Genomic DNA, 25,182 nt, shown 5'->3' on the forward strand with positions numbered 1-25,182 from the left:
CGGTGCCCGGCCGGGCCGTACCGACCCGTCCGGGACCCGTCGACCCAACACGGCGATTTGGGCTCGATCTCGTGAGTTCCTGCAGATGACACCCCGCTCGGGGCAGACTGTGAACTGATTCATGCCGCTACTCGCGAGGCGTTGCCGCCCGCCGTGGAGAGGATGACGCCGATGCACGACGGAGGCTCCTTCACCGACCAGCCTGCCCTCCCCGACGACGAGCCGACATCGGGCAGCCGCGTGATCCGCATCGCGTCCGTCGCGGCGCTGGGTGGATTGTTGTTCGGCTTCGACAGCGCCGTGATCAACGGCGCGGTCTCGGCGATTCAGGACAGATTCGATGTCGCCGACGCCGTTCTCGGCTTCGCGGTGGCCTCGGCGCTGCTCGGCGCCGCCGCGGGCGCGATGACCGCGGGCCGGATCGCCGATCGCATCGGCCGGCTCAAGGTGATGCGGATCGCCGCGATCCTGTTCTTCGTCAGCGCCGTACTCACCGCCTTCGCGCCCGATGTCTGGATCCTGGTCGTGGGCCGGGTGATCGGTGGTCTCGGTGTCGGCGTGGCCTCGGTGATCGCCCCGGCCTACATCGCCGAAACCTCACCCGCGCGGATTCGCGGGCGGCTCGGGTCGCTGCAGCAGCTGGCCATCGTGCTCGGTATCTTCCTGGCACTGCTGGTGGACTACGTGCTCGCCGAGATCGCGGGCGGCGCGAGCGAGACTCTGTGGTTCGGGCTGCAAGCCTGGCGCTGGATGTTCCTGTCGATGATGGTGCCCGCCGTGGTCTACGGCGTGCTGGCCTCCACGATTCCGGAGTCGCCGCGCTATCTGGTCGCCACGCACAAGATTCCCGAGGCGCGGCGCGTGCTGTCGATGTTGTTCGGGGAGAAGAATCTCGAGGTCACGATCGGCCGGATCGAGGAGAGTCTGCGCAGCGACACCAAGCCGTCGTGGCGGGACCTGCGCCGTCCGGTGGGCGGGCTCTACCCCGTGGTGTGGGTGGGGCTGATGCTGTCGGTGTTCCAGCAGGCCGTGGGCATCAACGTGATCTTCTACTACTCGAATGTGCTGTGGGAGGCCGTCGGGTTCGAGGAGTCCCAGTCGTTCCAGATCAGCGTGTTCACCTCGATGGTCAACATCGCCACCACGATCGTCGCGATCATGCTGATCGACAAGGTGGGCCGCAAACCGCTGCTGTTGACCGGTTCGATCGGCATGACCGTCACGCTGGCCACCATGGCGATCTGCTTCGGCGGCGCCGAACAGGTGCCCGACGCCGAGGGTGTGATGGAGCCGCACCTGTCCGGTGCGCTCGGTCCGATCGCGCTGGTCGCGGCCAACCTGTTCGTCGTCTTCTTCGGGATGAGCTGGGGCCCGGTCGTGTGGGTGCTGCTCGGTGAGATGTTCCCCAACCGGATCCGTGGCGCGGCCCTGTCGCTCGCCGCGGCGGGCCAGTGGGCGGCGAACTGGGCGATCACCGTGTCGTTCCCGAGCCTGAAAACGTTCTCGCTCGGCTTCGCCTACGGGATGTACGCGGTGTTCGCGCTGCTGTCGCTGGGTTTCGTCGCCAAGTTCGTACCCGAGACCAAGGGGATGTCGCTCGAAGACATGGACGAGGCCGCCGGCTACGAACACCCCACCGGCGGCTCCTGATCCCGGGTCTCGGCCTGTGCGTCCGCCTCACTACCGACACGTCCCAGGAAGCCTTGCGCGCCCGAAAGGACTTGCAGGGCAGGGAAGTCGGTAGACAGACCGCGCCATAGATCCGGCGATATCGGGTCGTTGTCGGCCCAGCAACTCCATGCCGCGTCGTTGCGGGAAACCCGAGTTGATCATGTATGTTCGAGGGTTCGCATCAGCTGATTTGGAGTGTGGCATGGGGATTGGTGGCGGGTGGATGGGCCAGCGGGGCACAGCACAGGACGCACAGCAGATGTGGCCGAGCGTGGCCGCGGAGTCGTGGCAGTGGTTCGGCGAGGAACTGACATGGCTGCTCTTCACGATGCCGTCCTCCGCCTGGATCGCCCTGGACGGCGCCGGCATCCGGTATGCCCGCTTCGGCTGGGATCGCGACGGGTTCCGAGGTGAACTGGTCAGCGGCCCACGTCAATTCTCCCCCCAGGGCTGCGACTTCCTCCGAGCGAACGGCTGGACGGCCCCAGCCGCCGATCACCCCGAGACCTGGGTCCAGCTCTTGTCCTGGCCGATCCGATACGACGTATACAACAGCCTGGTGAACGCAGTGGCAGCCGTGCTCCGCAGCGAATTCGGGTTGGGTCTCGCCGTCGAAACCGCCGCCGTCGGCTGGGACGACGATGCCGGCGAAGAGCTCGACACCGGCGGACTGGCGGGCTTGCTCGGTCGCGACGATCTGAACCAGCAAGGACCGCGACCAGTCAGCGAATTCCTCCAGGCGCGCCGTGCCGATATCGCCGCGAAGATCACGTTCGCGAGGCAGGCGCACGAAGCACGGATGGACGCGGCCCTGCGCTACTGCACCCACCAGGGGTGCACGGTTCTGTCCGGCGGTGACAAAACCTGGCCGGTCCGGGACCGAACCGCCGACATCGTCGCTCTCGCCGAACCCGAGGTGCTGGTGGTGATCGATGTCTATCTCGACATCGAGTCGATGGCGGACTATTCGTCGTTGCAGGTAGATGCCGACGAAATGGGACACGACCAACTGTTCGCCATGGTCGAGGCCGATCCCGATCTTGCCGCACGACGGCCCGACGTGCGCGAAGGCGTGGCAGCGGGACGAATTCAGGTTCAGTACGTGCGCATGATCATCGACGAAGACTGGGACTGCCAGGTCGCGACGTATCCGCCCGCCTCCGTCGACGGCGGGTCGCAGACGCCGGAAGGGCCGTGGTATCCGCTGCTGAAGCCCGCCGATTGGGAACAACGCCACCTGATCACCCACTGGGCCACCACAGCGGGCACCGTCCCCATCATCGTGCTCGCCGTCGACACCGACTCCGGATACCAAGTAGAGGGTTTCGGCGACGACGTCGACAGCAACGCTCTGCTGGCGGAAGCCATGGCGAACCTCGCTGCGCTGGAATACGACTGGGAGGTGTCCGAGTTCCACGGCCTCCCACTCGCCACGTCCTCCGGCAACGACTTCTCGGCGGAAAAGGTGCTCGACCCCAAGCACATGCTCGGTGCCCATCACGCTTTGCGGACGGACAAACTCCTGGTCGCCGTCCCGCGACGAACCTGCCTCATGGCAGTCCCTTTCGACCTCGAACCGCAACAGATCATGCTTTTCGAGCATCTCGTCCGAGTCACCTACGAGGACGATTCCTACGGCAACGCCTCCATCACGAGTGGCGTCTACATCGTCGAAAACGGTCGTGCACAGAGTTTCTTGGCAGACTTGTAAAGACCTTCTCTGGGGCAGGTGACCATGTCGTGTGACGTCGTGTCGCCGACACTCCGGCTGCGTTTGCAGCGGTTCTCTGGGGTGTGTAGCTCTGTGACTCCGTGTAGTGAACTCGGACAACGGAGGATGGATGCGGGCGTTTCTGGTTCGGATGCCTTCGGGCACTAGGTATTGGACCGTGGTCGGCGAGGACTACGAGGTCGCCGACGGTCCCCGATCTGTTTCTGGGGGAGTTGAAGCTGGGACAGGATCGGGCGGAGTCGACGACAAAGGCCTGCGCCCAGAGCGTGGCGTTGTATCTTCGCTGGAATTCACTCACCGGCCGCGACTGGGATTGTGTGGCAAGGGACTGGCGAGAATCCGGTCTCGGCGCACCCGCCGACATCGACCAACTCCAACGCGAAGTCAGCACCCTCCAACAGCAGGTCGTCGACCTCAGCGGACAACTCACCGACCGTGAACAAGAACTCGAAGCTGCACGCGCAGCGAACCGAGAACTGTTCGCCATCTTGAACAAACGCCCATGATGGGAAACCGCACAAGGCCGCTACTGACCAGGTGTGTCGCCGACGAGCCGTGGCTTGCTACAGCGGGCGCACGCTCATCGGCATGAGCGCCACCTAGCGACCCACGTCCTGGTTCCCGCACAACACCTGTCGCGGTTTGCTATTCCCGACTCTTGACTGAGGTCGCACCAACGGCCTTGACGCCCGGAGCCTTCGCCTTGCCTTTCATGCCGAGGCCCTTGACCGGCGGAAGCGGAGTCTCCGCCGCGGGAGCAGCCGCAGTCTCAGCGGGTGCGGACTCGGTTCCTGCCGAATCATCCTTGGCACCGGGTGCTTGCGCTGCGCGCTTCGTCGCCAAGCCCTTGCCAGGAGCCTTGGCCGGGCCCTTCATAGCAAGACCCTTGACCGGAGCTGCGGGCTTGTCCTCGGCAGCCGGTTCGTCGGCCTTCGCGCCGGGAGCCTTCGCCGTCCCCTTCATCGCCAGACCACCACAGGCTGGCTTGGCCGCAGGCAGGGCCGGGGTTTCCACCTCGGCGACAACCGGTTCGGGCTCGGCCTCGACCTGCTTGGGCTTCTGAATGACCACCAGGTTCTCACTCAGCAGCTTGGCATCGACCCGGGTGATCGCATCCAACATCAACTGCGACACATCCACGACCTCGATCCGGTCGGCCGCGTCCATATCGTCCTGGCGCGCGGTCACACCATCGGACAGCATCACCCGGCAGAACGGGCAACCCGTCGCGATCTTCGTCCCCGCGCCCGGCGAGGAATCGATCGTGGCCAGCGCCTCGTCGACCCGGTCGACGTTGATCCGCTTACCGAGTTGCTCCTCCATCCACATCCGCGCACCACCGGCGCCACAGCACATGGAACGTTCCCCGTGGCGCGGCATCTCGATCAGGGTCGAGCCCGATGCTTCCATCAGCTCACGCGGAGCGTTGTAGACCTTGTTGTGCCGGCCCAGGTAGCAGGGATCGTGATAGGTGACGTTCTGGGTCACTGAGGCCACCGGCACCAGCTTCTTCTGCCGCACCAGACGATTGAGCAACTGGGTGTGGTGCACCACCTCGTAGGTGCCCCCGACCTGGGGGTACTCGTTGCTCAACGCGTTGAAGCAGTGCGCACACGTGACCACGATCTTCTTCTTGGTCTGCTCGACACCGTCGAAGACCTCGTTGATGGTCTCGATGTTCTGCTGGGCCAACTGCTGGAACAAGAACTCGTTGCCCGCACGCCGCGCGGAGTCACCGGTACAGGTCTCGCCCTGGCCGAGCACCATGAACTTGGTCCCCGCGGTAGCCAGCAGCTCGGCGACCGCCTTGGTGGTCTTCTTCGCGCGATCCTCGTAGGCGCCGGCGCAGCCGACCCAGAACAGGTACTCGTACCCGTCGAAGGAGTCGGCGTCCTTGCCGTAGACCGGGACCTGGAAGTCCATCTCGTTGATCCAGTTGAGCCGGTCCTTGGAGTTCTGGCCCCACGGGTTGCCCTTGTTCTCCAGGTTCTTGAACAGACCCGCGAGCTCGGAGGGGAACTCCGACTCGATCAGCACCTGGTAGCGGCGCATGTCGATGATGTGATCGACGTGCTCGATATCGACCGGGCACTGCTCGACGCACGCACCACAGGTCGTGCACGACCAGAGCACTTCGGGGTCGATGATGCCGTGGACGTCCTCGCCACCGACCAGCGGACGATCGGCCTCGAGACGGGATTCATCCGAAAGCCGCTGCAGCGCTTGCTCATCACCGCCGGCCAATAGGTAGGGAGCTTTGGCGTAGGTGTGGTCACGCAGCGACGTGATCAACAGCTTCGGGGAGAGCGGCTTGCCGGTGTTCCAGGCGGGACATTGGGACTGGCAGCGGCCGCACTCGGTGCAGGTGGTGAAGTCAAGCAACCCCTTCCAGGTGAAGTCCTCGACCTTGCCGACACCGAAGGTGTCCGCATCGGGATCGGCGGTCTCCATATCGAGAACCTTGCCGCCCGACATCATCGGCTTGAGCGCGCCGAGGGCGACACTGCCATCGTTCTCGCGCTTGAAGTAGATGTTGAAGAACGCCGAAATCCGGTGCCAGGCAACACCCCAGGTGAGCTTGCGTCCGATGATGTAGAGGAACGCGGCGCCGGCCAGCATTTTCACGAACGCGAAGACCGAGACCATCAAGGGACTGGCAGGTAGCAATCGAGCCACCTGCATCGTGAAGAGGTCCGACGACAAGTGTCCGCCACCGTAGGTGGCGATCCGCCCGGCTTTGACCAGGACATCGCCGAAGCCGTGGACGAGCACGATCGTCTCGATGAGATAGGCCGCAAGGAAATTCGAGCCATTGAAACGGGACAGGCGTTCGGGCCGCCGCGGATGGTTCAACTGCCGGATGGTGATCAGCGCGACGATGCCGATGATCGTGGCGAGGCTGAGGACTTCCTCCAAGAGGTGATAGCCGAAGGTGTCACCGATGATCGGCCAGCTGAATGCTGGCTTGAAGGTCTGACCGTAGGACTCGAAGTAGAAGACCATACCGAGCAGGAACCCGGCCATGACCAGCCAATGCGCCCACCCGACGGTCCGGAACTTGTTCATCCGGGTGTGGGCGGCGACCTCGACCACGACCGTCCGGATCCGAGGCAGCACCGGGCGCAGCCGCGATGAGTCAGGTGCACCGGCGCGGAAGACGCGAATCATCCGCAGCACCCCGATCGCCAGTGTCGCCCAGCAGAACAAGGTGATGGTGGCACCGATGATCCCTAGTGCGATCGTCGCAGCGCTCATATGCAAATCCCCCGCTTCGAGAAGTCCCCTACGTCATCAACCATCATGTTACTGGCTGGTAACTTGTGTGCCTGAGGTCAAAGTAGCATTTAGATCAGAGCTTGCGAAACCCCGATGTGAAGATCCTCGCCGCGGCGGATCTTCCCGAGATCCATTGCGATACCGCCTATTTGATCGTTGACCTCATCGCGAGGCCTCGCGTCGGTCTCGAGTGCCTGGCGGTAGATGATGCCGATGCCAGTGGATCACCGCACTGCCGCTCGGTGTCGGAGTTCACCGATTGACGACGTCACGCCCCCGGTTCCTGCATAACACCTGTCGCGATTTGCTACCTTCGGCGCCGAAGCCACTGAGCTGCGCAAACCTCACCCGATCCCTGCTTGCCCCTCCTAGACCACCGGAGAAGCAGCAACCCGTAGGGGCTGCGTGAAAGCTGCATGTGCGGAAGCGGATTCATAGTGAGGCGAATACGTTCGTCACCGATCGGTATGGCTGCTAGTAATCAGCATGCTCGTGAGCTGGGGGCCGGCACCGTTGCGGGCGGGGCAGTCGTGCTCGGGGTGGCCGTCGTGGTGGTGTTCGTGCGAGCGCTGCGCGCAGAACAGCGCAAAGCCGAAGCACTGGACGTGGCGCGCCGTGGTCACGACACGCAGCCCTCGAACTGAAGAAACCGGGGTCGCGGGTTGAATCGTCCGAAGCCCGGCCGGGTCTTGGGTGAGACCGGATAGCAGCCACGGCTTCGGCTGCATTCGACAGGATGTCGGCCACCACGTGGCCTGACGCCGAGACACACCGGCGGCTCAGAGGAGATATTCCGAATCTCCCACTTGAAATGAACTGAACGAATGTCCAAGTTGGTCAAGTGTTCATGTAGGCGGGGCTGTTCGGAAACCGGGCGCCAATAGGTTCGGACCGAACCACTACCCCCCGGTTGGAGATCCCGCGCATGCGAATGCCCCTGCCCCGCCTCGCCGCCCCCTGCGTCGGTTCCCTCACCGCACTGGCCCTCGTCACCGGCATGATGCTCGCGCCCGGCGCCGCGCAGGCCGATATCGCCGAAACCCTGGCCACCACGCCGATCAGCGACGCCACCGCTGTCTGCACCAGCGGCGCACCGACTTTCGACGACGTGGTGACCGCCGCCGCCTCGGTGCTGCGCAGTACCGTCGCGCCCGCGCAAGTGCTCGCCTACGATCGGCAGGTCGCCGACTTCCGGGCCGCGATCGCCGCACTTCGGGTGCATCGCGACGGGCTGCCGCTGCGCCCCGAACAGGTCGGCGTACGGCCCGCCGAACTCGACGATCCGATCGTCACCTACCTCGTCAACGGTCTGGACGCGGTACGCACGGGGCGCATCGACGAGACGATGTCGGTCTCGCAACTGACCGTCAACGACGCCATCGAGGTGTTCATCCTGGCCACCGGCATCGTCAAGATCCCGGCCAAACTGGTCGCGGGCATGGTGCCCACTGTCGGAATATTCCTCAAACCTGTTGTCAGCGCGATGTTCACCGGCACCAAGTCGCTGGCCCGCGCGGTGCAGAACTCCATCGATGCAGGCTGCGTGGCGCCGAACGTGTACCCGCCGCTCGAACTCGGCGACGCCGCTATCGAGCCTGTACTGGTTCCGCAACCCATCGAGGATCTGGCCGCGCTGGTCATGAACGCCGACGGCACCTGCACGCCCGTCGCGGAATTGACGCTGGCCACCGTCGTGGAGCGCGCCCGCGCCTTCCTCGACAGCGGGGCCGTGGCAGTGGACCGGATCGCGATGCACCAGGCCGCCGACGTCCTCCAGGAGTTCCTGGCGAGCAACCGGGTCGCCAAGGTGATGCTGATGCGCCGCGCCGACGACCTGGGCCCGCTGGTCGAGGCCCTCGACCTGGGCCCGCTGACCTTCCTGGCCAATCTCGGCGCAGACCTCGTCGAAGGCAAGGCCCTCGACACGGTGCCGTTGGCGCAGGTCCAGGTCGAGAACGCCTTCGATCTCGCGACGCTGACCCTCGATATCACCAGTCTGCTGTTCTCGGCGGGCACCACCGTCGCCGGGTTCGCCGGAGTCGCCGAGACGGTCACCACGCCGCTGTCGATCGCGGCGAAACTGGTGTTCGCGCCGACCGACTACGGCGCGCCGATCGTGCGCGGCGTCATCCAATCGATGTGCGCGGTGTAGGCGAAGTCGCGACTCACGGGGCTGACAAACGTTTCGCGAGCACGCCCGTTAGGCTGCGGCGGCGTCGCGATCATGTCACTGTGCTTCGATCAGGTCAGTTGTCCAGCAGAGCCACTACCCAGAAGGTGACCATGCACGATCAGTTCTCGTCCGGAATCGGCCGTCGTGAAGTTCTGGCAGGCGCAGCGGGCGCCTTCGCGGGCCTGTCGCTGGTGGGGCTCACCCCCGCCGCCGCGGTGCCCGCCGAGGTGGCCAAGTTCGCCCCGGGCGCCGGGCGCACCGTGCGGGTGCTGGTCACCGGCGACGCGGGCACCGGCACCCGCACCCAGTGGGCGGTCGCCGACGCGGCCCGCGAGTTCCACGCACGCCGGCCGTTCTCGCTCGCGGTGGGCCTGGGCGACAACATCTACGACACCGGACCCAGCGGGCCCGACGACGCGCAGTTCGCCACGAAATTCGAGAACCCCAATGCGGGACTGGACTTTCCGTGGGCCATGGTGCTCGGCAACCACGACACCAGCTCGGTGTTCCCCGGCGACGGCGGCTGGCTGGCGCGCGGCAACTTCGAGGTGGAATACCACGCGAAGTCGCCGCGCTGGTGGATGCCGAGCCGCTACTACTCGGTGCGCGTGCCCGAACAGAACCCGGTCGTCGAGTTCTTCGTGCTCGACATCAACCCCCTCGCGGCCTACATCCCGCCCTTCCTCGACCCGTACTGGGCCGTCGACGGGCCGTACATGAACGAACAGCGCGCCTGGCTCGACACCGCGCTGGCCGAGTCCACCGCGCCGTGGAAGATCGCCTGCACCCACCAGGGCTACATCAGCAACGGCCCGCACGGCGACGCGGGCAACTACGAGGGTCTGCCGGTCGAGCCGATCAACGGTGTCCACGCCAAACGCTTCTTCGAAGACCATGTGCTGGGCAAGGTGTCGTTTCTGCTGTCGGGCCACGATCACACCCTGCAGGTGCTCGACCCGACGCCCGCGACCAAGGGCACCCGCCAGATCGTGTCGGGCGCGGCGGCGAAGACCTCGAGCGGTCAGCCCAGTCTCACCCACGGTGCCCACAGCGCGCTGTACGAGACCCAGCACGAACTGGGGTTCATGGTCTTGGACCTCACCGCGGACTCGGTGAACTTGACCGTGCTCACCGTCGACCCGGCCTCGGGCGCGAGCACTCAGGTCTTCGACCGGCGACTCGGCTGAGCGCGGCCGGCGGCGTTCGATCGGCGAATTGTCAGGACTTCCACCCGCTGCGCGCGAGCCACCCCGCGAAGTCCAGCAGGCCCGGATGGAGACGGCGCAGCTCACCGATGTCGATACCGAGATCCGGCACGGCGTCGAACGCCTCGAACATCTCGGCGACGTGTTCGTCGAACGCTCGCACCACCTCGATCGGCAGCCGGTTGCTCCGGGCCGGTCGCCCGCTCACCGCGCCGAAGGCCGAGGCGATCTGCGGCGGGGTGAGCCGGTCGCCCGCCAGCGACACCGTGGCGCCGAGGTAGTCCACCGGCCGGGCGAAGGCGATCGCCGCGAACGCCGCGATGTCCTCCACCGCGATCAGGGACAACGGAATGTCCTCGCGCACAGCCAGATTGACGATCAGGGTGCCGTCATCGCCGACGACAGGCCGGTTCAAGGTGTCGAAGTTGTCCATGAAGAAGGCCGGGCGCAACACAGTGGCGGGCACCCCGCTATCCGCGAGGTAGGCCTCGAGATGTTCCTTCACCTTGTAATAGGTGACCTTCGTGGCGAGCCCGGCGCCGCGCAGTGAGCTGTAGACCAGATGCTCGACACCGGCCGCACGCGCCAGATCGACCACGAGCTCGCCGCGTCGCCTCTCGGCGGCCAGCCCGGCCTCGGTGATGTGGACCCCTTCCATCATGGTCAGCATGAGGAAGACCCCGTAGACGCCGTCCAGCGCGGACTTCACCGCGGCCGGATCGTCGAGATCCCCGACGACCAGCTCCGCGCCTGCCGCCGCCAACCGCTGTGCCGCCGCAGCCGCGGGATCGCGGACGAACGCACGAACCGGATGTCCCTGCGCCAGCAACTGGCGCACCGTCGCGCTTCCCTGACGACCGGTGGCGCCGATGACCAGAATCGGCCGAAATTCGTTGCTGCTCATGGTAACTGCTTCCTCGTCGTCGGTGATGTCGTCGATCACCTGCTGATATCGACGCTAGATCGCCCGGTGACGCTGGTCCTGGTACGAATACTGCTACCCAGAACAGCAATGTTCACTGATCGAGGGAACCCTCTGATGACCGACAAGCATCGCGCCGAACTCGCCGATTTCCTCAAGGCGCACCGCTCCCGCTTGCAGCCCGCCGATGTAGGACTCCCCGGGGATCTGATCCCCGGGCGCAGGCGCACCCCGGGGCTGCGTCGCGAAGAGGTCGCCGAGTTGGCCGGGGTAAGCCTCACCTGGTACACGTGGCTCGAGCAAGGCCGCAAGATCGCGGCCAGCCCGCAGGTCGTGGACGCGCTGGCGCGGGCGCTGCGGCTGGAGCCCGTCCAGCACAGGCAGTTACGCAGGCTCGCCGGGCTCGCCGATCCGGTGGTGAAATATCAGGCAGGCGATGAGATCGCGCGTTTGCAACGGTTGGTCGACGCGATGTATCCGACCCCGGCGGTGGTGCACGATGCCCGGTTGGACTTCGTCGTATGGAACAGTGCGTTCCGCCGGATCCGCACCGACCCGGCCGCGCTGGCGCCCGAGCGCCGGAATCTGCTGTGGTGGATGTACACCGACGACCGCAACCGCGCGATGATGCGCCGCTGGGAAGCCGCCGCCCGCGCGATCATCAGCCAATTCCGGGTACTGCTCGGCAACAGTCCGGGCGATCCACGCCTGACTCAGGTGGTGACCGAATTGAGCGCCGCCAGCCCGGAATTCCGCGCCTGGTGGTCGGAGTATCCGATCCAGGACTTCCAACCGACCATCATCGGCATCGACCATCCCGAAGCCGGGCCGATCGACCTGGAACTATTCCAACTGCGGCTGGTCGAGAACCAGGAACTGCTCCTCGTCGTCCAACTTCCGGCGACCGACGACGATCGCGAACGCGTCCGCACCTACCTCAACACGTGCAGTTCGACGACGTGACCCTGGATCGCCGATCGCCCGAAACCCGTTGGCTGCTGGTCGAACCGACTCTTCGATAGGCTGCGGTGGTGACCAAACTGCGAGACCTGCAACACCGGGTGGTAACGACAGGGCAACGGTACATCGGTAACCCGATCATAAGTCGGCTGCCGATTCAGACCTTGCTCGAAACAACAGGCCGCAAGAGCGGTCAGCCGCGGATCACGCCGATCGGCGGCCGCCGAAGCGGCGACTCCTACTGGCTGGTTTCCGAGTTCGGCGAAAAATCCCAATACATCCGAAATATCCAGGCGAACAACCACGTCCGGCTGCGTATTCGTGGTCGATGGCACTCCGGCATCGCTCACCTGCTGCCCGACGACGACGCGCGAACACGATTGCGCGAGCTGCCGCGGGCCAACAGTGCCGTCGTCCGAGCAGTCGGAACCGACCTGCTGACCGTTCGCATCGACCTGAGCTGATCGAACACTCGCTCATACCGCTGATCGTGCGGGCCGCTCCGGCCTCGAAGAGTCAGCGGCCGATCTTGTCCAGTTCGACGAGCTCCTCCTCGGAGAGTGACACATTCGCGCCGCCGATATTCTCGCGCAGATGCGCGACCGAGGAGGTGCCCGGGATCAGCAGAATATTCGGCGACCGCTGCAGCAGCCAGGCCAGCGCGACCGACATCGGCGGCGCGTCCAACCTGGCGGCTACACCCGAAAGTGCCGAGGACTGCAGGGGACTGAATCCGCCGAGCGGGAAGAACGGAACGTAGGCGACGCCTTCGTCGGCGAGCCGATCGATCAGCTCGTCATCGTGGCGGTAGGCCAGGTTGTACATGTTCTGCACACACACGATCGGGGCGATCGACTGTGCCTGGGCGACCTGCTCGGTGGTCGCGTTGCTGACCCCGAGATGCCGGATCAACCCCTGTCGCTGCAGTTCGACGAGCGTCTCGAACGCCGCCGCGAGCGAGCCGGATCGGGGCCCCGTGGCATCGCCGAGCCGGAGGTTGACCAGGTCGAGTACCTCGACGCCGAGGGTTTCGAGGTTGTCGTCGACGGCGCGGCGCAGATCGTCGGGCTCTCGGGCCGGGGGCCAGCCGCCCTGCCGGTCACGGACCGCGCCGACTTTGGTCGCGATGTGCAGTGATTCGGGGTAGGGGTGCAGCGCCTGCCGGATCAGCTGGTTGGTGATGTGCGGTCCGTAGGCATCGGCGGTGTCGAGGTGGGTGATGCCGAGGTCGACCGCCTCGCGAAGGACCGCGAGTGCGCTGTCATGGTCAGCTGGTGGCCCGAAGACCCCGGGACCGGCCAATTGCATTGCGCCGTAGCCGAATCTGCTGACGGTCAGATCTCCCAGGGACCAGGTACCGCCGGGAAGCGCGGTGGATTGCATGCCCATGACCGCTCCTTTCGTTTCGAGCTGGTTGGTGGTGCACAACTGAACGTTGCTTCACAATGGAGGTGTAACTCTCGGATGGGAAGTACGCACTTCGAAGTGCGTAACGCACCCGCTGATCACAGGAGCGGTCGATGCCAACACAGACAGCGGCGCAGAAACGGGCGCAGACCAAGGCGCAATACGACGCTTTCCTGTCGGTATGTCCGAGCCGCCAACTGCTCGACCGGATCTCCGACAAATGGGTCACGCTGATCCTGTGCGCGCTCGGTGACGGTGTTTCGATGCGCTATTCGGAGCTGTCGCGCCAACTGGCGGGCGTCAGCCAGAAGATGCTCACCCAGACACTGCGCTCCTTGGAACGAGACGGTCTGATCACCCGCACCGTGACCCCGACAGTGCCCGTCACGGTCCGCTACGAGCTGACCGAACTCGGCCTGTCCCTGCACCAGATGGTGCGCGGGGTGAAGAGCTGGGCCGAGACACACATGGACGAGGTACTCGACAACCGAACCGGCTACGACACCGGCGCCGCCTGACGAGGACTCGGAGCTGTCCGCCATCCGAAAAGAAGTGGAGCCGACCCACGCCACACGGTTGGATGACTTTCTGCGGCGGCTGCCGCGTGCCCACGACCATGGATGACCGAGGAGTGCAACGATGCCGATCGCCACACTGCGAGGCGTGACTCTGGACTGCGCCGATCCGCGAGCTCTGGCCCGGTTCTACCGAGAGCTGACAGGCATGCGGCTCGGCTATGACGCTGACGACTTCGTCGCCCTGACCGATGGTTCGGGTTTCGACCTGGGCTTCCAACGGGTCGACCGATACCGGGCACCGTTGTGGCCCGGTCAGGATGTGCCACAACAGTTGCACCTGGATCTCAGGGTCGAGGACCTCGACGCGGCGGAGAAGTTGGCGCTGGAGTTCGGCGCGGTCAGGCCGGACCACCAGCCGGGCGGCGACCGGTGGCGGGTGCTGCTGGATCCGGCCGGTCACCCGTTCTGCCTGGTCGTCGGCTGATCCTTGCCTTTATCGCTGTTCCGCCGCGATCTCGGCGGCGCCGATCGCCGCATAGGATCCGGTGAGCGCGATCATTGTCAGCGCCGACCCTGTGGGAACGTCGCGTCGAACGAGGTGTGTCAGACCCGTGACCGTGTCGGAGATATCTACTGCCAGACCGAATTTCCTCCACCGGGCTCGTTCACGAGGGCCTGCGGTGAGATAGCCCAATCCCATCACCATCGCCCGGGCACCATAGATCCGCGTCATGTAGGTCAGTTCCGCTGACGGTCGAACCCCGACAATGCTGCCGAATCTGCGCGGGGCAGCGAGCGAGGCGACCGCGAGGGCCAGCCGACCGGCCGCCATCAGATTCAAGGCGTTGCTTCGACGTGCGGTACCCGGCTCGCCTGCTGCGAGTTCGTCGCGGGACCGGTGAAAACGCTGGAGCAATCGCAGTGCGAGGAGGGGGTGGGCCAGCAGTCGTGGAAGTAGCGGCAGGGGATCGAAGTAGGTGTCGTTGCTGACGAAATTGCCGTCGCGCAACACGATTCGGTCCACGATGTCCACGGCGATCGGCTGCCTGCCGAGAGTGCCGAGGAGGGTGAACTCGATGAGCACGCCGTCATCGGTGGGGCCCCACCGACGCACGACGCCGTGCAGGTCGGGGACCGCGTCGAACACGCCGTCGAAGAGACGGCGGAATCCGGCAGGTCCCGCTCCGCGGACAGACAGTGGCTGGCGCTGTCGGGTCTCCGGAGTGATTCTCGGCAGGAAATGCTCGATGAACGCGTCGCGGTTTCCCTGTGCCAGCCCCTCCCGGAAGAACGCGACGAACTCGGCCTTGTCGTCGGAGGAGGTGGTGGCGGGAAGTGAATCGTGCTGTGTCATGACTCTTCCTTGCTTCGGTGGCGTGTTGGGCCCACGAATCAGCCCACCCCGACGCTAACATAACTTTTTGAAGTGCACTCATAATTTAGAAGTGAGCTTTCAATTCTCCTCTCTGCCTGCTAGCGTGTCGGGATGGCACGACGTTCGTATGACCAGTTCTGCGGGTTGGCGCATGCGCTGGACGTAGTCGGCGAGCGCTGGACGTTGCTGATCGTGCGCGAGCTGATGGTGAGCCCGAAGCGATACTCGGATCTGGCCGCGGCACTGGACGGCATCGGAACCAGCCTGCTGGCGGCCCGGGTCAAGCAACTCGAGTCCGAGGGTGTGGTCCGGCGTCGACTGCTCGATCCACCCGTCGCGTCCGTGGTGTACGAACTCACCACTCGCGGCCATGAGCTCGCCCGCGCGATGGTCCCGCTCGCACTCTGGGGCGCCCGGCATTTCATGGATGCGGCGCGCGCTCCCGAAGAGAGCTTTCACGCCGAATGGCCCTTGGTCTTCCTCGCCGACCGCCTGAACGGCACCACTGCGGCGAACCTGAACGCCGAGTACGAGTTCCATATCGACGACAGCGTCGCCCGCCTGCGCGTCAGGGACGGAGAAGTCGATGTCGTTATGGAAAAGAGTGCCACCCCTGCCGATGCTGTTCTGCGCTGCGCCTCCGCCACTGCCGCCGCACTCGCCGGCGGCCGGATGACAGTCGCCGACGCGCTCACCGCAGGCCTCATCCAAGCCGAGGGACAGCCCGAATCGCTCGCAGAACTGCTGGAACTGCTGAATTCTCAGCTGCTATCGCTGTCCTCCCAGGTCTGACAGCGTGGCTGGTTAGGATTCGCGTCGTGTCCCAGACCCTGAACGGCGGTTGTCTCTGCGGCAGTATCCGGTTTTCGGCCACCGGTGACCCGGACTTCCCGCACCTGTGCTCGTGTGCGCACTGCCAGCGGCTTTCAGGCGCGCCGGTGATGTCCTGGGTGTCCTTTCCTATGGACGGATTCCAATGGACCGGTCCAGGCGGGGAGCCGACCTGGTTCGAGACGTTCCCGCAGATATGCCGGGGATTCTGCCCGCTGTGCGGATCGACCGTGGCATCCAAAGGAGACGAAGCCGGACTGGTTGGGGTCACGATGATGGCGTTGGATGATCACAATGGTCTGGTGCCGGTCCGGCAGAGCTTTGTTCACAACGCAGTCCCGTGGCTTATCCCGTTGGGGTGATTGAAGTGGTCCCGAGTCATGAAGATCGCTCCATGCATGTTTTCGCGAGTTCGCGCACCTTCGAGGTCTGGCGATGGGGCCCGGGGCACACTGGGCTATTGCTGCGCAGCTGGGTGGACAACGAAGAGCCTCGCATCGAAGTTCTGTTCAAACCAGCCGACTTCGTATGCCTGCCGAGCAGGTTGACCGGCGTCGACATCGCCATGGTGACCGACGGTGACGTGTGGACAACCGCCCAGAGGGTGGTCGGACGCGATCTGAAGCAGTGCGAGAACCTGTTCGTTGTGACATCCGAAGAAATGTCGGGTTGGGTAGTCGGCGGCTCAGCGAATGGCCGCACTGGCCCTGAATCCGGCTCCCGCGAGCCGATGTTCGATGGATGGGAGGCCAGAGACCCGATCAGGGACATCTTCACCACCAACACCACCCCACACTGACGGTCGGCCAGAACGCGCTGATCCGCCGCCTATCGCGCGACCGATCAGGCTCTCCACACTTGCGTTGCCGCCTGCGTGCGGCCTTGACCGGCTGACCAGGTCGGGGCCGGACCTGAACAAGGAACTCTGTGGTGCTCGTATGCGCTGCTCGGGCGACGTGAAGTGCGTAGGGTGCATCTCTGGATGGGGTGAGCGTCGGCTATCACGTGCGCCTCGAGCGGGGGCAGCCTGGCCGAATCCGATGTGCCGTGCAGGCCCGGACATTCCCGGCATCGACGTGGCCGGAGCCGTTGGTGACGGGGTCACCGCGCTCGGGCTGGCGACAGTGTCGCCGGCGCGGCGGAGGGAGGATGATCGGGGGATGGGCTTCTATACCGACCGGATCCTGCCGCACATCACCGACAAAGTCTGTGGGGTCGCCCAGAACGGGCCGTTGCGTGAGCGAGCCTGTGCCGGGTTGCACGGTGCGGTGCTCGAGGTCGGGTTCGGGTCGGGTAACAACGTCGGGTTCTATCCCGTCGCGGTTGAACGGGTCAGTGGGGTCGAGCCCGCGGATACCGCGTGGAAGATCGCCGCGAAGCGGGTTGCGGCGAGCTCGACTCCGATCGAGCGGGCTGGTCTGGACGGTCAGTCGCTGCCGTTTCCCGACGCCACTTTCGATACCGCGCTGTCCACTTTCACGCTGTGTACCATTCCCGACGTCGCGGCGGCGCTCGCCGAGATCCGTCGGGTACTGCGGCCCGGCGGCACCTTGCATTTCGTGGAGCACGGGCTCGCGCCGGAGGAATCGGTGCAGACCTGGCAGTACCGGCTCGATCCGATCCAGCAGCGGATCGCGGGCGGTTGTCACCTGTCTCGCGATATCGCGGGACTGATCACCGATGCCGGTTTCGAGATCACCGAACTCGACCGGTTCTACCATCCGGGCGCTCCGAAAGCCTTGGCGGCGTTGTCGCTCGGTGTCGCGGGGCGTTCCTGATGTGGGCGATCACCACGATTCGATCAACGGGGCGTCGTGTTCGCGCTGCTGCCATGCGGCAGTGATGCGTTCGAGCCGGTGTGGTGCCGCGATGCTGCGCAGGCCGGCGATCTTGTCCTGACGCATCTCCAGGATCGCGACGCCGACCACTCGATCGCCGAGCGTGACGAGCAGCGCGGGGCAGCCGTTGGCGATGACGGCATACATCGATGGTGCGCCACCGATGAGGCGTCGTTTTGCGGGGCTCGGAGTGAAACCGGCTCGTGCCGCGGTGGCCAGCCGCTGTGGGGTGGTGTACCGGATGAGTGTGGTGGCGAGCCCGCCGGCGCCGTCGGAGATCCCGCTCGCGTCCTCGGTCAGCAGCGCGATCAGCTGGTCGGTGTGACCCGAGGTGGCGGCGTCGAGGAATGCCGCGACGACCCGGCGTGCGGCGGCGTGTTCGATGTCGACGGCGGTGCGCGCGACGGTGATCCTCGCACGGGCCCGGTGCAGGTGTTGCTGGCTCGCGGAGACGGTGAGGTCGAGGATCTCGGCGATCTCGGCGTGCCGGTACGCGAATGCCTCGTGCAGTACGTACACGGCGCGTTCGGTCGGCGACAGCCGTTCCATCAGAGTCAGCACCGCCAGGGTCACCGATTCGCGTTGCTCGACGGTGTCGGCGGGGCCGAGCATGGGGTCGCCGTCGAGCAGCGGTTCGGGCATCCAGGCGCCGACCGCACGCTCATGGCGGTGCTTCGCCGAACGGAGCCGGTCCAGTGCCAGGTTGGTGACGATCTTGGTCAGCCACGCTTCCGGCACCTCGACGTAGTCGCGGTCGGCGGCCTGCCACCGCAGGAACGCGTCCTGCACCGTGTCCTCGGCGTCGGCGGCCGAGCCGAGCAGGCGGTAGGCGATCGAGGCCAGCCGGTCGCGGCTGGCCTCGAAGCGCGCCACGGTGGCAGTGTCCATGAGCACGACTTTAGGTCGCGACCACCGTGTGGGGTCGATCGGTGGCCGCTCGGTGCCGGCGGCTGGGCAGTCCGAAGGTGGGGTGGCGCAGGCTCCAGGGGTTGACGCCGAGGATCGCCGCCTTGACCCGTGCGGCGGTTCGCCCACGCAGGGCCCATGATTTGGATCTTGCGTCGCCGTCGACCAGCTGGAAGATCGCGTCCGTGCGGCCGAGGCTGATGTGGTTGCCCACATACGGCAGCGAGGTGCGCGAGATCTCGCGCCCGGTGAGATCCCCGACGATCGTGGCGCTCGCCTGCATGCTGGTGAATCCCGCCGACGCGCACGACATCGGCAGCGGCGAACCGTTGTCGCCGATCACGAAGGCACTGTCACCGGCGACGTAGACGTCGGGGTGCGAGACCGACCGCATCTGCCGGTCGACGGTGATCTGACCGTTGGGCTCCACCGCGAGAGCGCTGGTCGCGGCGATCGGGGGCACGGCGAACCCGGCGGCCCACACCGTCGCGTCCGCGGCGAAAGCGGTGCCGTCGTCGGCGACGGCGCCCGCTGCCTCGACGCGGGCGATGGCGGTGTTCTCGTGGACGGTGATGGCGAGCCGGTCGACGGCGTCGAACAGATGGCGGCGAGCTTTGGCGCCCAGCCACCCGCCGAGCACGCCACGGGTGGCGAGCTCGACCTGAAGGTCTGGGCGGGATTCGGCGATCTCGGTGGCGGTTTCGATCGCGGTCAGGTTGCCGCCGATCACCAGGACCTTCCCGTTCGCGCCCAGGTCGGCCAGGCGGGTGCGCAGGCGTAGCGCGGCGGGGCGCGATGCCACGTGGAAGGCGTGCTGGGCGGCCCCGGCGACGCTGTGGACATCGGCGGTACTGCCCAGCGTGTAGAGCAAGGTGTCGTACTCGATCCGGTCGCCGTCGGCGACGGTGACCGTCCGGTGTTCGACATCGACACTGCTCACCCGCGCTATCCGGAGCTGGATGCCGGTGCCCGCGAACATCTCTGTGAGCGGTCGCCGACGCAGATCCTGCCCGGCGGCGAGTTGATGATTGCGCAGTCGCTCGGCGAAATCTGGTTCGGCGTTGACCACGGTGATCTCGAAGTCGTCGCGGTGGAGTCGGCGGGCCAGTGCTCCGGCGGAGAAGGCTCCGGCATATCCGGCCCCGAGGACGACGATGCGATGCTTCATGATTCGCTCCTGTCTGGTTCACGTGCTTGCTGAACGAGACGGGAGCCGAAAACCTGACAGCATCGATCAGTGATGTGGGTCACTATCGGGCTCGGGCGCAGGATCGGCGACCACCCGACGCCGAAGTCGCGTCACGGGCCCTGTGACACGACTGTGGTTGGGCGGGGAGATATCTCATCACGCGACGGTGATCGCGACCATCGTCGGTGTCGGGTCAGCGGGTCGTCGAGGCGAGGGTCTCGACCTCGCGCACGGCGTCGGCGATGGCACGAAAATCCTTGCGCAGGATCGCGCCGTGGTTGCTGGCGACCTTGGCACTGACGCGAATGTTGGGGTTGCGCTCGAGTGCGGCGTCGAGGCCGGCGCGGATCTTCTCCTGCTCGTCGCCACGGCTGCCGAACGATGTTCCCGACGCGACCACATACCGCACCGGGACGGTGATGGCGTCCAGGACCGGGCCGAGGGCGGCGACGCTGGAGAGTTTGCCGAGTTCGATATTGCTGTCGGCCTGTTGCTGCGCGGTCAACCGGGGGGCGAGGCCGGTCGGTCGAGCCAGCGGCAGCACCCAGCTCAAACGCCGGAACAGTGTGCGGATACGCAGCTCCATCGCCTCATCGAGCCAGTCATAGGGGAACGCGCCGTCGACGAGGACCGCGCCGAGTGCACCGGCGGGATGGCGGCTGGTCCAGTGCGCCCCGAGATAGGCGCCGTAGGACCAGCCGACCAGGATCGGCTTCTCGGCGACTCCTCTGGCCGCGAGGATCGCGTCGATATCGCGCACGCAGGTATCGAAGGAATAGTCGGCCGATTTCTTCGATTTGCCGCGCGCCCGCTCGTCGAAGGTGATGTGGCGGTAGCTGGGGCCGAGGTCGGCGATGACCCGACGCCAGTAGCCCTGGGTGGCGAACTGGCCGTTGAGGTAGATCACCGGGGTTCCCGTGCCGCCGGTATCGGTGACGGCCAGTTCGGTGTCGTCGATGGCCACCCGGCCGGTCCAGGGGGCGATGGTCGGGCTGGTGGGGTTCGAGGAAGTCATCGTCGTGTCCTTGCGTTGCAGTGTTCAGCCTTTACTGATGACTAAAAGATAAATTGCGTTTAGTAGTTTGTCAACGGTCGAGACGGGATCAAATACCTTGTAAACACCGATAATTGACGAATCGTTGCAATGATTCTGAGCATGAATGCAACGAGCATCCACGTTGTCTTTGCAATGAAGTGGGAGTGAATGCATACTGAGCGTGGTGCGGGCCATCCGCTGCGCACCGGTCGACAGAGAGGTGACCAGCAGCGATGCCCGGAGGCAGACTCACCGACACGGATCGTCAGCGCATCGCCGCCGGCCTCGCGTCCGGACTCGGCTACGCCGAGCTCGGGCGCGAACTCGGCCGGCCCGCCTCGACGATCATGCGCGAAGTCACCCGCAACGGCGGCCCCGGCGACTACCGCGCCGAACGCGCACAGGCCGCCACCCGACAGCGCGCACGCCGCCACAAGCAGGCCGAGCCCGCCGCGCCGCCGATTCCCGACAGCGGTTACGGGCGCGACCCTCAGGCGGTCGCCGACTTCACCGAATCGTTCACCGCTCTGCTCATCGAACAGGGTCTGCCCCGAATGGAAGCCAGAGTGCTCGCCTGCCTGCAGATCACCGACTCCGGGGCGCTCACCGCCGCCGAGTTGGTCGCGCGCCTGCGGGTGAGCCCGGCCTCGATCTCGAACGCCGTCGCGTTCCTCGAACAGCAGGGCATGCTGCGTCGCGAGCTGATCCCCGGCGAACGGCGCGAACGCTACCTCGTCGACGACGACATCTGGCTGCGCAACCTCATCGCCTCAGTGCAGATGCAGAACTCGTTGTCCGCCATGACCCGGCGCGCGGTCGAGATCCTCGGCCCCGACACCCCGGCCGGGGCCCGTTTCGAACAATCCGGCGAGTTCGTCGCCATCGTCGGCGCGGCACTGCGCCGAGCCATGGAGCAATGGCGAGAGCGACTGGCCCAACGCGGCGCCGAACGCGAATAAGGCGTTACCCCGCGCGTCGACGATCGCTCACGGCGGCGTGCAGGTGGTCTGCGCTACGCCGAAACTGGTTGTTCAACAGCTGAATACGGATCTCAATGGTCGGCAACGAGCAGTATTCGGGCGACCAGCGCGCGGTGATCGGCGCCGGGGACTGCGACGGTGTCGACGCTGGTGGCGCGGGCGTTCGCGAGCAGGAAGTGGTCGATGCCGATCAGCGGCGGGTAAGCCTTGTCGGTCGGGTACGTGCGCAGGTGACCCGCGCCGGCTTGGACCGCGGCGTCGGCGAAACGACCCGCCGCCAGGGCCCGGTAGCGTGCGTGGTCGTAGGTGGCGTTGAAGTCCCCGCCGACGATCACCGGACGATCGGTGGGGGAGCGGCGCAGGATCTCGTGCAAGCGAGCGAGTTCGTCGGCCCAGACACCGGTGTCGTAGACGGGCGGGACCGGGTGGAAGGCGTAGACCGCGACCGGGCCGACATCGGGCACGGTCGCGGTCGCCGAGATCTGGTTGAGGACGTAGCCGTCGTATTCGACGGTGTCCGACAACGGGAATCGGCTCCAGATACCGGTACCGCTGGCCGTCTGTCCCGGGGCGAGATACCGGTGAGGCAGCAGTCGGTCCAAGCCCGCGCCGGACAAGGTCTCGACGGCCGCGCGGGTGAGCTCGTTGACGGTGAGAATCGCGATGTCGCGGGCCCGTACCTGATCGACGAGCGCGCTCGGATCGGCACCGTCGAAGAGCAGATTGGCCTGCATCGCCATGATCGGATGCCCGTCACCACCGGTCTGCGCGACATACAGCGGCGCCTGCGTCGCGATCCCCGCGCCCGCGACGACCACCGACACACCGGTCGCGATCCACTGCCTGGTCGCCGCGAAACCGGCGACGCCGAGTACCGCACCGGCCATCAGGTAAGGCGCCCCCGACGCCGCCAAAACGAATGGTTCGGCCGGCCACCGGGTGAAATGCAATGCCAACCCCGCGGCCCCGGCCAGCGTCGCCGCCGCTGCCGCCCAGCGAACACCGTCCCGAACACTGTGCGCTCTCACCGCGCCAGCCAAGCACGTGACGGGGGCGCAGGCGAATTCGTCCGCCACGAGACGGCGGCCACGAACGCGGATCCGACGGAGTTCCGCTCACCGCGAGTCTGTGCGGCGAGCAGCGGCGCAGGCGTTGCGAGCAGGGCAGGTGGCGCGAGGGGCGCGCGAATAGTGGTAGGAAAGGGGGCGTGTCGGCATCTGGCGAGAATTCTGGTTCGAACGGGCGGTCCCGCGCGGAGGACGAGGTGGTGGAGCTGGTCAGCAAGCTGATCCAGTTCGACACCTCCAACACCGGCGAGCTGGCCACCACCAAAGGTGAGAAGGAGTGCGCCGAATGGGTGGCGCGACAACTGCACGAGGTCGGCTACGAGACCGAGTACGTCGAGTCGGGTGCGCCCGGTCGCGCGAACGTGTTCGCGCGGTTGAAGGGCGCCGATTCCAGTCGCGGGGCGCTGATGATCCACGGGCACCTCGATGTGGTGCCCGCCGAGGCCGCCGACTGGAGCGTGCACCCGTTCTCGGGCGCCGTGCGTGACGGTTACGTGTGGGGGCGGGGTGCGATCGACATGAAGGACATGGTCGGGATGACGCTCGCGCTGGCCCGCCAGTTCAAAGCCGAAGGCATTGTGCCGCCGCGGGATCTGGTGTTCGCGTTCCTGGCCGACGAGGAGAACGGCGGCAAATGGGGCTCGCAGTGGCTGGTGGAGCACCGGCCCGACCTGTTCGAGGGTGTCACCGAAGCCGTCGGTGAGGTGGGCGGGTTCTCCCTGACCGTGCCGCGCCCCGACGGCACCGAACGCAGGCTCTATCTGGTGGAGACCGCGGAGAAGGGTCTGGGCTGGATGCGGTTGCGCGCCAAGGCCCGCGCCGGACACGGGTCGTTCCTGCACGAGGACAACGCCGTCACCATCCTCGCCGAAGCGGTCGCACGTCTGGGCCGGCACACGTTTCCGGTGGTGCTGTCGGACTCGGTGGCCGAATTCCTTGCCGCGGTCAGTGAGGAGAGCGGGCTGGCGTTCGATCCGCACGGACCCGATATCGAAGGGCAGCTGGCCAAGCTGGGCACCATCTCGCGCATCATCGGCGCCACTCTGCGTGATACCGCGAATCCGACGATGCTGCAGGCCGGATACAAAGCTAACGTCATCCCGCAGACCGCGGAGGCCGTGGTCGACTGCCGGGTGGTGCCGGGACGGCAGGCAGCGTTCGAACGCGAGGTCGACGAGCTGATCGGTCCCGATGTGGAGCGGGAATGGATCACCAAGCTCGACTCCTACGAGACCACCTTCGACGGCCACCTCGTCGACGCCATGAACGACGCGGTCCTGGCCCACGACGCCGACGGTCGCACCGTGCCCTACATGCTCTCGGGCGGCACCGACGCGAAAGCGTTCGCCCGCTTGGGGATTCGTTGCTTCGGTTTCGCACCACTGCAGCTGCCGCCGGAGCTGGACTTCACCGCCCTGTTCCACGGCGTGGACGAACGGGTGCCGGTGGCATCACTGGAATTCGGCACCCGGGTGCTGGAACATTTCCTTCTGCACAGCTGACCGCTACCCGAAAGGTCCTCGATGACGCACAACCCCTATGACGCCCTGCCGCAGGTGCCGTCGTTCACCGTCACCTCCGCCGATATCACCGACGGTGCGCCGTTGGCCAACGATCAGGTATCGGGGGTGTTCGGCTCGGGCGGCAAGGACATCTCACCGCAGCTGAGCTGGTCCGGATTCCCCGCAAAGACCCAGAGTTTCGTGGTGACGGTGTTCGATCCGGACGCGCCGACCGCTTCGGGGTTCTGGCACTGGGCGGTGGCGAACATTCCCGCCTCGGTGACCTCGCTCGACGCGGGTGCGGGCAGCGAGGGTGGGAGTCTGCCCGCCGGTGCGGTGACGCTGCGCAACGACGGTGGATTTCCCGGCTTCGTCGGCGCGGCCCCGCCGAAAGATCATGGCCCGCACCGGTATTTCGTGGTCGTGCACGCGGTCGACGTCGCCGAGCTGGCAGTCGGACCCGATGCCTCGCCCGCCTACCTCGGTTTCAACCTGTTCTCCCACACGCTGGCCAGGGCCACCCTGATCGGCACCTACGAGCAGAACTGAGCACAGACAACAACGGTGGCCCTGAGACTTCCAGGGCCACCGCTG

At 66.0% G+C, this 25,182-nt stretch carries 26 protein-coding genes; 18 read left to right on the forward strand and 8 right to left on the reverse strand.

Annotated features, from left to right (window positions below; all coding sequences use genetic code 11):
• Positions 1 to 171 precede the first annotated feature (171 nt).
• The 3 genes from NA12_RS02105 to NA12_RS34300 all read left to right on the forward strand — a co-directional run bounded on the left by NA12_RS02105 (position 172) and on the right by NA12_RS34300 (position 3,909).
• Entirely contained in the window at positions 172 to 1,650 is a 1,479-nt protein-coding gene (locus NA12_RS02105) for a sugar porter family MFS transporter (protein WP_067447299.1), read from the forward strand.
• Between the two features lie 223 nt (positions 1,651 to 1,873).
• On the forward strand, positions 1,874 to 3,382 hold the full coding sequence (locus NA12_RS02110) for a TY-Chap domain-containing protein (protein ID WP_067445390.1): 1,509 nt from the start codon (positions 1,874 to 1,876) through the stop codon (positions 3,380 to 3,382).
• 233 nt (positions 3,383 to 3,615) lie between these two features.
• Positions 3,616 to 3,909 (forward strand): hypothetical protein, encoded by a 294-nt coding sequence (locus NA12_RS34300; protein ID WP_174551040.1) that lies wholly within the window; start codon positions 3,616 to 3,618, stop codon positions 3,907 to 3,909.
• A gap of 139 nt (positions 3,910 to 4,048) precedes the next feature.
• Here NA12_RS34300 and NA12_RS02120 read toward each other — a convergent pair whose 3' ends face one another.
• On the reverse strand, positions 4,049 to 6,658 hold the full coding sequence (locus tag NA12_RS02120) for a (Fe-S)-binding protein (protein WP_084472298.1): 2,610 nt from the start codon (positions 6,656 to 6,658) through the stop codon (positions 4,049 to 4,051).
• A 116-nt stretch (positions 6,659 to 6,774) separates the two neighbouring features.
• Between NA12_RS02120 and NA12_RS33470 the strand changes: the two genes are divergently transcribed.
• The 4 genes from NA12_RS33470 (at position 6,775) to NA12_RS02130 (ending at position 10,039) form a co-directional block, all read left to right on the forward strand.
• Entirely contained in the window at positions 6,775 to 6,942 is a 168-nt protein-coding gene (locus NA12_RS33470) for a hypothetical protein (RefSeq protein ID WP_157106371.1), read from the forward strand.
• Between the two features lie 204 nt (positions 6,943 to 7,146).
• A complete protein-coding gene (locus NA12_RS33475) occupies positions 7,147 to 7,323 on the forward strand; it encodes a hypothetical protein (RefSeq protein WP_157106372.1) in 177 nt (58 codons plus the stop codon).
• A 281-nt stretch (positions 7,324 to 7,604) separates the two neighbouring features.
• Complete coding sequence (locus NA12_RS02125; RefSeq protein ID WP_243654874.1) at positions 7,605 to 8,831, forward strand: hypothetical protein; 1,227 nt, start codon at positions 7,605 to 7,607, stop codon at positions 8,829 to 8,831.
• Between the two features lie 131 nt (positions 8,832 to 8,962).
• Positions 8,963 to 10,039 (forward strand): metallophosphoesterase, encoded by a 1,077-nt coding sequence (locus NA12_RS02130; RefSeq protein WP_067447303.1) that lies wholly within the window; start codon positions 8,963 to 8,965, stop codon positions 10,037 to 10,039.
• A 31-nt stretch (positions 10,040 to 10,070) separates the two neighbouring features.
• On the opposite strand, the gene NA12_RS02135 is transcribed toward NA12_RS02130, so the two are convergent.
• The gene (locus NA12_RS02135) at positions 10,071 to 10,961 is read right to left on the reverse strand and encodes an NmrA/HSCARG family protein (protein WP_067447305.1); all 891 of its coding nucleotides are present in this window, start codon (positions 10,959 to 10,961) and stop codon (positions 10,071 to 10,073) included.
• A gap of 135 nt (positions 10,962 to 11,096) precedes the next feature.
• Between NA12_RS02135 and NA12_RS02140 the strand changes: the two genes are divergently transcribed.
• Together NA12_RS02140 and NA12_RS02145 are read left to right on the forward strand one after the other, a co-directional pair.
• A complete protein-coding gene (locus NA12_RS02140) occupies positions 11,097 to 11,942 on the forward strand; it encodes a helix-turn-helix transcriptional regulator (RefSeq protein ID WP_067445396.1) in 846 nt (281 codons plus the stop codon).
• A gap of 86 nt (positions 11,943 to 12,028) precedes the next feature.
• Complete coding sequence (locus tag NA12_RS02145; protein WP_371855976.1) at positions 12,029 to 12,403, forward strand: nitroreductase/quinone reductase family protein; 375 nt, start codon at positions 12,029 to 12,031, stop codon at positions 12,401 to 12,403.
• A 52-nt stretch (positions 12,404 to 12,455) separates the two neighbouring features.
• Here the strand turns inward: NA12_RS02145 and NA12_RS02150 are convergent, their stop codons facing one another.
• Entirely contained in the window at positions 12,456 to 13,328 is an 873-nt protein-coding gene (locus NA12_RS02150; protein ID WP_067445398.1) for an aldo/keto reductase family oxidoreductase, read from the reverse strand.
• A gap of 131 nt (positions 13,329 to 13,459) precedes the next feature.
• On the opposite strand from NA12_RS02150, the gene NA12_RS02155 reads away from it, so the two are divergent.
• Positions 13,460 to 13,864, forward strand: a complete 405-nt coding sequence (locus NA12_RS02155) for a winged helix-turn-helix transcriptional regulator (protein WP_067445399.1) — start codon at positions 13,460 to 13,462, stop codon at positions 13,862 to 13,864.
• A gap of 121 nt (positions 13,865 to 13,985) precedes the next feature.
• Positions 13,986 to 14,348 carry a VOC family protein gene (locus NA12_RS02160; protein ID WP_174551041.1) on the forward strand — a complete coding sequence of 121 codons (363 nt, stop codon included), beginning with the start codon at positions 13,986 to 13,988 and terminating at the stop codon, positions 14,346 to 14,348.
• 9 nt (positions 14,349 to 14,357) lie between these two features.
• Here the strand turns inward: NA12_RS02160 and NA12_RS32930 are convergent, their stop codons facing one another.
• A complete protein-coding gene (locus tag NA12_RS32930) occupies positions 14,358 to 15,218 on the reverse strand; it encodes a nuclear transport factor 2 family protein (protein ID WP_084472299.1) in 861 nt (286 codons plus the stop codon).
• A 132-nt stretch (positions 15,219 to 15,350) separates the two neighbouring features.
• On the opposite strand from NA12_RS32930, the gene NA12_RS02170 reads away from it, so the two are divergent.
• The 4 genes from NA12_RS02170 (at position 15,351) to NA12_RS02180 (ending at position 17,848) form a co-directional block, all read left to right on the forward strand.
• Positions 15,351 to 16,031 carry a winged helix-turn-helix transcriptional regulator gene (locus NA12_RS02170; protein ID WP_067445401.1) on the forward strand — a complete coding sequence of 227 codons (681 nt, stop codon included), beginning with the start codon at positions 15,351 to 15,353 and terminating at the stop codon, positions 16,029 to 16,031.
• Between the two features lie 26 nt (positions 16,032 to 16,057).
• A complete protein-coding gene (locus NA12_RS32935; RefSeq protein ID WP_243654875.1) occupies positions 16,058 to 16,432 on the forward strand; it encodes a GFA family protein in 375 nt (124 codons plus the stop codon).
• Positions 16,429 to 16,869, forward strand: a complete 441-nt coding sequence (locus NA12_RS02175) for a hypothetical protein (protein ID WP_132369837.1) — start codon at positions 16,429 to 16,431, stop codon at positions 16,867 to 16,869. The genes NA12_RS32935 and NA12_RS02175 overlap by 4 nt, the downstream gene beginning before the upstream one ends.
• 361 nt (positions 16,870 to 17,230) lie before the next feature.
• Positions 17,231 to 17,848, forward strand: coding sequence for a class I SAM-dependent methyltransferase (locus NA12_RS02180; RefSeq protein WP_067445405.1), 618 nt, complete (start codon positions 17,231 to 17,233; stop codon positions 17,846 to 17,848).
• A 9-nt stretch (positions 17,849 to 17,857) separates the two neighbouring features.
• Here the strand turns inward: NA12_RS02180 and NA12_RS02185 are convergent, their stop codons facing one another.
• From NA12_RS02185 to NA12_RS02195, 3 genes are all read right to left on the reverse strand, one after another.
• Positions 17,858 to 18,796: a sigma-70 family RNA polymerase sigma factor gene (locus NA12_RS02185; protein ID WP_067445407.1), complete on the reverse strand. Its 939-nt coding sequence runs from the start codon at positions 18,794 to 18,796 to the stop codon at positions 17,858 to 17,860.
• Between the two features lie 10 nt (positions 18,797 to 18,806).
• Entirely contained in the window at positions 18,807 to 19,982 is a 1,176-nt protein-coding gene (locus tag NA12_RS02190) for an NAD(P)/FAD-dependent oxidoreductase (protein ID WP_067445409.1), read from the reverse strand.
• 214 nt (positions 19,983 to 20,196) lie between these two features.
• Positions 20,197 to 21,018, reverse strand: coding sequence for an alpha/beta fold hydrolase (locus NA12_RS02195; protein ID WP_067445411.1), 822 nt, complete (start codon positions 21,016 to 21,018; stop codon positions 20,197 to 20,199).
• A 254-nt stretch (positions 21,019 to 21,272) separates the two neighbouring features.
• Here NA12_RS02195 and NA12_RS02200 point away from each other — a divergent pair, with 254 nt between their 5' ends.
• Positions 21,273 to 21,998, forward strand: a complete 726-nt coding sequence (locus NA12_RS02200) for a GbsR/MarR family transcriptional regulator (protein ID WP_067445413.1) — start codon at positions 21,273 to 21,275, stop codon at positions 21,996 to 21,998.
• Between the two features lie 92 nt (positions 21,999 to 22,090).
• On the opposite strand, the gene NA12_RS02205 is transcribed toward NA12_RS02200, so the two are convergent.
• Positions 22,091 to 23,047 (reverse strand): endonuclease/exonuclease/phosphatase family protein, encoded by a 957-nt coding sequence (locus tag NA12_RS02205; RefSeq protein WP_067447313.1) that lies wholly within the window; start codon positions 23,045 to 23,047, stop codon positions 22,091 to 22,093.
• A 179-nt stretch (positions 23,048 to 23,226) separates the two neighbouring features.
• Between NA12_RS02205 and NA12_RS02210 the strand changes: the two genes are divergently transcribed.
• Both NA12_RS02210 and NA12_RS02215 read left to right on the forward strand, forming a co-directional pair.
• The gene (locus NA12_RS02210) at positions 23,227 to 24,588 is read left to right on the forward strand and encodes a M20/M25/M40 family metallo-hydrolase (protein WP_084472300.1); all 1,362 of its coding nucleotides are present in this window, start codon (positions 23,227 to 23,229) and stop codon (positions 24,586 to 24,588) included.
• A 21-nt stretch (positions 24,589 to 24,609) separates the two neighbouring features.
• The gene (locus tag NA12_RS02215) at positions 24,610 to 25,137 is read left to right on the forward strand and encodes a YbhB/YbcL family Raf kinase inhibitor-like protein (protein WP_067445415.1); all 528 of its coding nucleotides are present in this window, start codon (positions 24,610 to 24,612) and stop codon (positions 25,135 to 25,137) included.
• Positions 25,138 to 25,182: the final 45 nt, after the last annotated feature.

This window comes from Nocardia alba NBRC 108234 (assembly GCF_001612665.1).
Classification (GTDB): domain Bacteria; phylum Actinomycetota; class Actinomycetes; order Mycobacteriales; family Mycobacteriaceae; genus Nocardia; species Nocardia alba.

Excerpts from the sequence above, each read along its gene's own strand:
- NA12_RS02105 (WP_067447299.1), top strand. The coding sequence starts at position 172 with ATGCACGACGGAGGCTCCTTCACCGACCAGCCTGCCCTCCCCGACGAC.
- NA12_RS02110 (WP_067445390.1), top strand. The coding sequence starts at position 1,874 with ATGGGGATTGGTGGCGGGTGGATGGGCCAGCGGGGCACAGCACAGGAC.
- NA12_RS02120 (WP_084472298.1), bottom strand. The coding sequence starts at position 6,658 with ATGAGCGCTGCGACGATCGCACTAGGGATCATCGGTGCCACCATCACC.
- NA12_RS33475 (WP_157106372.1), top strand. The coding sequence starts at position 7,147 with ATGGCTGCTAGTAATCAGCATGCTCGTGAGCTGGGGGCCGGCACCGTT.
- NA12_RS02125 (WP_243654874.1), top strand. The coding sequence starts at position 7,605 with ATGCGAATGCCCCTGCCCCGCCTCGCCGCCCCCTGCGTCGGTTCCCTC.
- NA12_RS02130 (WP_067447303.1), top strand. The coding sequence starts at position 8,963 with ATGCACGATCAGTTCTCGTCCGGAATCGGCCGTCGTGAAGTTCTGGCA.
- NA12_RS02135 (WP_067447305.1), bottom strand. The coding sequence starts at position 10,961 with ATGAGCAGCAACGAATTTCGGCCGATTCTGGTCATCGGCGCCACCGGT.
- NA12_RS02140 (WP_067445396.1), top strand. The coding sequence starts at position 11,097 with ATGACCGACAAGCATCGCGCCGAACTCGCCGATTTCCTCAAGGCGCAC.
- NA12_RS02150 (WP_067445398.1), bottom strand. The coding sequence starts at position 13,328 with ATGGGCATGCAATCCACCGCGCTTCCCGGCGGTACCTGGTCCCTGGGA.
- NA12_RS02155 (WP_067445399.1), top strand. The coding sequence starts at position 13,460 with ATGCCAACACAGACAGCGGCGCAGAAACGGGCGCAGACCAAGGCGCAA.
- NA12_RS02160 (WP_174551041.1), top strand. The coding sequence starts at position 13,986 with ATGCCGATCGCCACACTGCGAGGCGTGACTCTGGACTGCGCCGATCCG.
- NA12_RS32930 (WP_084472299.1), bottom strand. The coding sequence starts at position 15,218 with ATGACACAGCACGATTCACTTCCCGCCACCACCTCCTCCGACGACAAG.
- NA12_RS02170 (WP_067445401.1), top strand. The coding sequence starts at position 15,351 with ATGGCACGACGTTCGTATGACCAGTTCTGCGGGTTGGCGCATGCGCTG.
- NA12_RS02180 (WP_067445405.1), top strand. The coding sequence starts at position 17,231 with ATGGGCTTCTATACCGACCGGATCCTGCCGCACATCACCGACAAAGTC.
- NA12_RS02185 (WP_067445407.1), bottom strand. The coding sequence starts at position 18,796 with ATGGACACTGCCACCGTGGCGCGCTTCGAGGCCAGCCGCGACCGGCTG.
- NA12_RS02190 (WP_067445409.1), bottom strand. The coding sequence starts at position 19,982 with ATGAAGCATCGCATCGTCGTCCTCGGGGCCGGATATGCCGGAGCCTTC.
- NA12_RS02195 (WP_067445411.1), bottom strand. The coding sequence starts at position 21,018 with ATGACTTCCTCGAACCCCACCAGCCCGACCATCGCCCCCTGGACCGGC.
- NA12_RS02200 (WP_067445413.1), top strand. The coding sequence starts at position 21,273 with ATGCCCGGAGGCAGACTCACCGACACGGATCGTCAGCGCATCGCCGCC.
- NA12_RS02215 (WP_067445415.1), top strand. The coding sequence starts at position 24,610 with ATGACGCACAACCCCTATGACGCCCTGCCGCAGGTGCCGTCGTTCACC.